Source organism: Streptomyces bohaiensis (assembly GCF_012033785.1).
Lineage (GTDB): Bacteria > Actinomycetota > Actinomycetes > Streptomycetales > Streptomycetaceae > Streptomyces > Streptomyces bohaiensis.
In genome coordinates this window covers 48,649-53,683 of record NZ_JAAVJC010000006.1, presented here as the reverse complement: position 1 = coordinate 53,683, position 5,035 = coordinate 48,649, and the positions used below count along the sequence as shown (strand labels likewise).

At 75.9% G+C, this 5,035-nt stretch carries 4 protein-coding genes; 3 read left to right on the top strand and 1 reads right to left on the bottom strand.

What is annotated here, in order from left to right; genetic code table 11:
* Positions 1-461: 461 nt before the first annotated feature.
* The gene (locus tag HCN52_RS01980; RefSeq protein WP_168086574.1) at positions 462-1,475 is read left to right on the top strand and encodes a 3-methyl-L-tyrosine peroxygenase-related protein; all 1,014 of its coding nucleotides are present in this window, start codon (positions 462-464) and stop codon (positions 1,473-1,475) included.
* Between the two features lie 67 nt (positions 1,476-1,542).
* Here HCN52_RS01980 and HCN52_RS01975 read toward each other — a convergent pair whose 3' ends face one another.
* Positions 1,543-2,745 (bottom strand): phospholipase D-like domain-containing protein, encoded by a 1,203-nt coding sequence (locus tag HCN52_RS01975; protein ID WP_168086573.1) that lies wholly within the window; start codon positions 2,743-2,745, stop codon positions 1,543-1,545.
* 217 nt (positions 2,746-2,962) lie between these two features.
* Here HCN52_RS01975 and HCN52_RS01970 point away from each other — a divergent pair, with 217 nt between their 5' ends.
* Positions 2,963-3,910: an oxidoreductase gene (locus tag HCN52_RS01970; RefSeq protein WP_168086572.1), complete on the top strand. Its 948-nt coding sequence runs from the start codon at positions 2,963-2,965 to the stop codon at positions 3,908-3,910.
* A 165-nt stretch (positions 3,911-4,075) separates the two neighbouring features.
* Positions 4,076-4,927 (top strand): PTS sugar transporter subunit IIAB, encoded by an 852-nt coding sequence (locus HCN52_RS01965; RefSeq protein WP_168086571.1) that lies wholly within the window; start codon positions 4,076-4,078, stop codon positions 4,925-4,927.
* Positions 4,928-5,035 lie beyond the last annotated feature (108 nt).

Below are 5,035 nucleotides of genomic sequence, written 5' to 3'. Positions count from 1 at the left end.
GACCGGTGCCCTCGGCCGCCGCACCGCCCACGGCCGCCCGGTCGGCACGGTCGGCACGGACCGCGGCGCCGAGCCGCCGCAGGTGGTCGGCGGCCACCCGGGCGACGGTGCCGGTGCCGGTGACCGTGCACTGCTGCCCGGCCAGCGGGGCGAATCCCTGGACGACGGGGTGGATCATGCGGTCCTCCCTCCGACAGGCGGCCGCCGGGCGTGCCCGGTGGAGGGCTGCCCGGGCTCGTGCCCTGCACGGCCATGGCAGCGCGTCGGCCCTCCGCTGTCCACCCTCACCGGCGGGAAAGCCCATCGCGGTCAACGGCCCGGTGCCGCCGTGCGCCCGGCATTGCAGCGGCCTGCTCGTTGCCCCTCGTCCGCGGCTCTCGCGCCGGGCGCGCACCTAGGGTGCTGCTGACCGACGCGGCTCGGCCGCGCCGGGCGCCCGTGCCCACAGGAGGAGGAGGCCCGTGGCCGCACCGCACGAGACACGCAACTGCCCGGTGTGCAGGGAACCGTGGCTGGTGCTGGCGGACCCGACCGGGCTGCCGGACCGGTGGGCGGAGCTGGCGGCGGCGGCCGCGCGGTTCGACGGGGCGGCCGCGGTGCGCCGTCCCCCCGACCCCGCGGCCGCCCCCCGTCCCGGCGAACACCCGGAGAACGAACAGGACGAGCACGACGCGTTCTTCGGGGTGGCCCGGTCCACCGACCTCTCGGCCGCGGCCTTCCTGCTCGGCGGGGCGCACACCCACCACCTCGTCGCGGTCCACCAGGAACGCAGCGGCTGCGGCGACCCCCGCGACCCGGGTGCGCCGGCCGCCGGCTGGCAGTGCCTGGTGGAGCGCGCCACCGGGGCGGAACCGGCCGTCGCCTGCCCCGCCGGGACCACCGGGACTTCGGAGGACGGCGGCGATCCGGTGGACTGCCCGCGGCCGCACGAGCACTGGCGCGTGGGCCATCAGCTGTTCTTCGTCCTGATCCAGGGCGTGGTGACGGGGCTGCGCTGCTTCGCCGGCGCGGCGGCGGGCGACACCGCGGGGGCGGTACGGGCGCTGCGACTGGCGTCCGACATGTGCCGGCACTCGGCGGTGGCGATGACGTTCGCGGGCGGCCTCAGCCCCGCCGACTACGAACGGGAGGTCCGTCCCTCGATGCTGCCGCCGGCGGTGCGGCCCGGGTTCAGCGGCTTCCAGACCCGCGACCACGCCCTGCTGGTGCGGACGTTGCGCGCGGTGCGGCCGGCGCTGGGCGCACTGGGCTTCGACCATCCCGCGGTGGTGGAGCTGGACGGCGCGCTGCAACAGGTCTACGCGGCCCACCGGTGGGTGTGCTCCCGGTTCGACGGGGCCCGCATCCCGAGCCTGCTGATGGAGGTCGGTGGTCCGCAGTCGGCGCAGCGCTCCGGGGTCGCGGTGGTGGACGAGCTGACCGAGCGCCGGCTGGCGCTGGTGCGGGCGGCGGGCCCCCGCCCCGACCGGCACTGACCCGGCCGTTCCGCCTCGGGGCCGGGATGCGGGCCGGGCACTCCCCGCGTCCGGCCGGGGGCGGCGTTCAGAGGAAGTACTGGACCGTCCGGGTCGCCCGTTCGGCGGCGCGGCGGGAGAGGGGACGGTTCTCCCAGCGCTCGGGGTCCACGAAGAAGCTGTGGCGGCGGTCGCGCTCGAAGTCCCGGTCCAGCGCGGCGGTGACGTCGCGGTCGAGCACCGCCATCATGACCTCCTCGTCGTGGTCGAGGGAGCGCCGGTTGAGGTTGGTGGAGCCGACGAGCGAGGCGACGCCGTCCACCGTGACGATCTTGCAGTGCAGCATGGTGCGCTGGTACTCCAGGATGCGCACCCCGCAGCCCAGCAGCCGGTCGTAGTGGTACCGGCCGGCGTGGCGGCTGATCTGCTTGTCGGTGTGCGGGCCGGGGACCAGCAGCTCCACCTCGACCCCGCGGGCGGCCGCCCCGCACAGCAGGTCGACGAAGTAGTCGTCGGGCGAGAAGTAGGCGGTGGCCAGCCGCAGCCGGTGCTCCGCCGACTCGATGACGACGCGCAGCAGGGTCTGCATGTCCTGCCAGCCGATGCTCGCGGAGCCGCGGACCACCTGGACCACGGCCGTGCCGGCGGCGTCCTGCTCCACGAACCGGTCGCGCTCGTCGAAGAGTTCGGGGTGGCACTCCGCCCAGTTCTGCGCGAACGCCGCGCAGATGCCGTCGACGGCGGGGCCCCGCACCTCGACGTGGGTGTCGCGCCACTCGGTGGCGTCCCGTGCGTCGCCGCACCACTCCTGGGCGATGCCGACCCCGCCGGTGAAGGCGACGGTCTCGTCGACGACGAGGACCTTGCGGTGGCAGCGGTGGTTCTGCTTGAAGGGCGAGAGCCGGACGGGACGGCGGAACCAGGTGACCCACACCCCCGCCTCCTCCATGACGTCGAGCAGCTCCCGCTCGATGTTGCGGCTGCCGAAGCCGTCGAGCAGCAGCCGCACCCGGACGCCCGCGCGGGCGCGCTCGGCCAGCGCCGCGGCGAACTCGTGCGCGATGTCGCCCTGCCAGTAGACGAAGGTCATCAGGTCGATGGTGTGCCGGGCGGCGCGGACGGCGGACAGCATGGCGGGGAAGATCTCGTCGCCGTTGCGCAGCACCCGCAGGGCGTTGCCCTCGGTCGCCGCGATGCCGATGAGCCGCTCCAGCCGGCGGCGGAGTCGCTGGGCGGGGTCGTCGGGCGACCCCGCGGGGACAGGAGAGGCCGGTACGGCGGGCGCGGTCATGGTCGGGTCGGTCTCCTCGGCGGCGCGGGGAACGGCCGGGGCGGTCGCTCACCAATCCGTCTGCCCGTTCGATCCGAATCCACTCCACACCCACCGGTGACCGCCCACCCGCCGGTTCCGGCGGGCGCGGCGGCCCCGCCCCGAACGGTGGCCGTGGCACCGTGTGGACACCTGCGGGAGCGGCGGCCGCTCCCCGCCCCCCGTGGAGGACGTGAACATGGCGCGCTGGACCGCGAGCGACATGCCCCGGCTGACCGGCACCACCGCGGTGGTGACCGGGGCCAACAGCGGCATCGGGGCGGTGACCGCCCTGCTGCTGGCGCGCGCCGGGGCCCGGACGGTCCTGGCCTGCCGGGACGAGGGCCGGGGGCGGGCCGCGGCGGAGCGGGTCCGCCGGGCGGCGCCGGAGGCCGACGTCCGCCTGGTCCCGCTGGACCTGGCCGACCTCGCGTCGGTGCGCCGGGCGGTGCCGCTGCTCGCCGCGGCGGGCGACGGCCGGTTGGAGCTGCTGGTCAACAACGCCGGGGTCATGGCGCTGCCGCTGCGTCGCACCGTCGACGGGTTCGAGATGCAGTTCGGCACCAACCACCTCGGCCACTTCGCGCTGACGGGCCTGCTCGGCGGGGCGCTGCGCGCGGGGAGCGCCCGGGTGGTGAACGTGTCCTCGCTGGCGCACCGGATCGGCGGGCTGGACCTCGCCGACCCCAACGCCGAGCACACGCCCTACGACCGGTGGCGCGCCTACGGCGCCTCCAAGCTGGCCAACCTGCTCTTCACCGACGAACTGCACCGGCGGGCGGCCGCGGCCGGCGCCCCGCTGACCGTGACCGCGGCACACCCCGGGTTGTCGTCGACGGAGCTGGGTCAGGCCGCCCCGGTGATGGAGGGGCGCCGCGGAATGGCGAGGCTGGAGCGGGCCACCCGTCTCTTCACCCAGCCGGCCGCCCGGGGCGCGCTGCCGGTGCTGCGCGCCGCCACCGACCCGGCGGCGGCGGGCGGCGCGTACTTCGGCCCGGACGGTCCGCTGGAGGTGCGGGGCACCGGCGCGGCGCGGGCCCGCCGCTCGGCGGCGTCGCGCGATCCGCTGACGGCGGCGGCGCTGTGGGAGACCTCCGTCACCCTCACCGGGGTGGATCCGGCGGCGGCGCTGACCGGCGACGACTGAGCCGCGGGCCCGCACACCGCCGCAACCGCCGGGCCGCAGGGGCGTCGCCGCGCCCGCGGCCGGCATGCGGGGGACGCGCCCCCGGAGTCCGGGCCTGCGGTCGATCGGTGCCCACCGGGCGGTACCCGGACTCGCAACCCGGACGAACGTGCGAGGATCGGCCATATGGTGGCGCTGAAAGAACTGCTCCCGCTCGACGCGATCCGGCTGGACGTATCCGCCCCGAACTGGGCGAAGGCCGTACGAGCCTCCGGTGACCTGCTGGTTTCGACCGGTACGGCCACGGACGGCTACACGGCGGAGATGATCGCGAACGTGGCCGAGAACGGCCCCTACATCGTGCTGGCGCCGGGCTTCGCCTTCGCCCATGCCCGTCCCTCCCCCGCCGTGCTGCGCACCGGCATGGCGTGGGTGCGGCTGGCCGAGCCGGTGGAGTTCGGGCACGAGACCAACGACCCGGTGACGCTGGTCGTCGCCCTGGCGGCGACGGACTCCGGCTCGCACACCGAGGCCATGGCGACCCTCGCCCGCCTGCTGGCCGACCCGGAGACCTCCCGCGCGCTCGCGGAGGCCCGGACCCCGGAGGAGGTCTGGTCCCTGGTGACGGGCGAGGAGCCCGCCGCGGCCCGCACCGCCGCCGGACCCGCCGGACCCGCCGGTCCGGCCGCTCCGGCCACCGGCGCCCGGGCCACGGAGCCGGAGGCCCCCGCCCGCACCGGGGGCGGCGGCGACCGCCACACCATCCTGACCGTCTGCGGCAACGGCCTGGGCACCAGCCTGTTCCTGAAGAACACCCTGGAACAGGTGCTGGAGCGCTGGGGCTGGTCCTCCTTCGTCACGGTCGAGGCGACCGACACCATCTCCGCCAAGGGGAAGGCGTCCGAGGCCGCCGCCATCCTCACCTCGGGGGAGATCGCCCGCACCCTCGGCGACGTGGGCACCCCCGTCCGGGTCGTGGAGAACTTCACCGACACCGGTGAGGTCGACCGCGTGCTGCGCGAGACCTACGAGGTGTGAGCACCGCCGGCCGCGGTGACCGGGCCGATGAGGTAAGCCGGTTCGCTGAGGATCTCGTTGACGACGAACTCGGCGAAGGACACGAGCCAGTTCATGGGGACGTCTTCC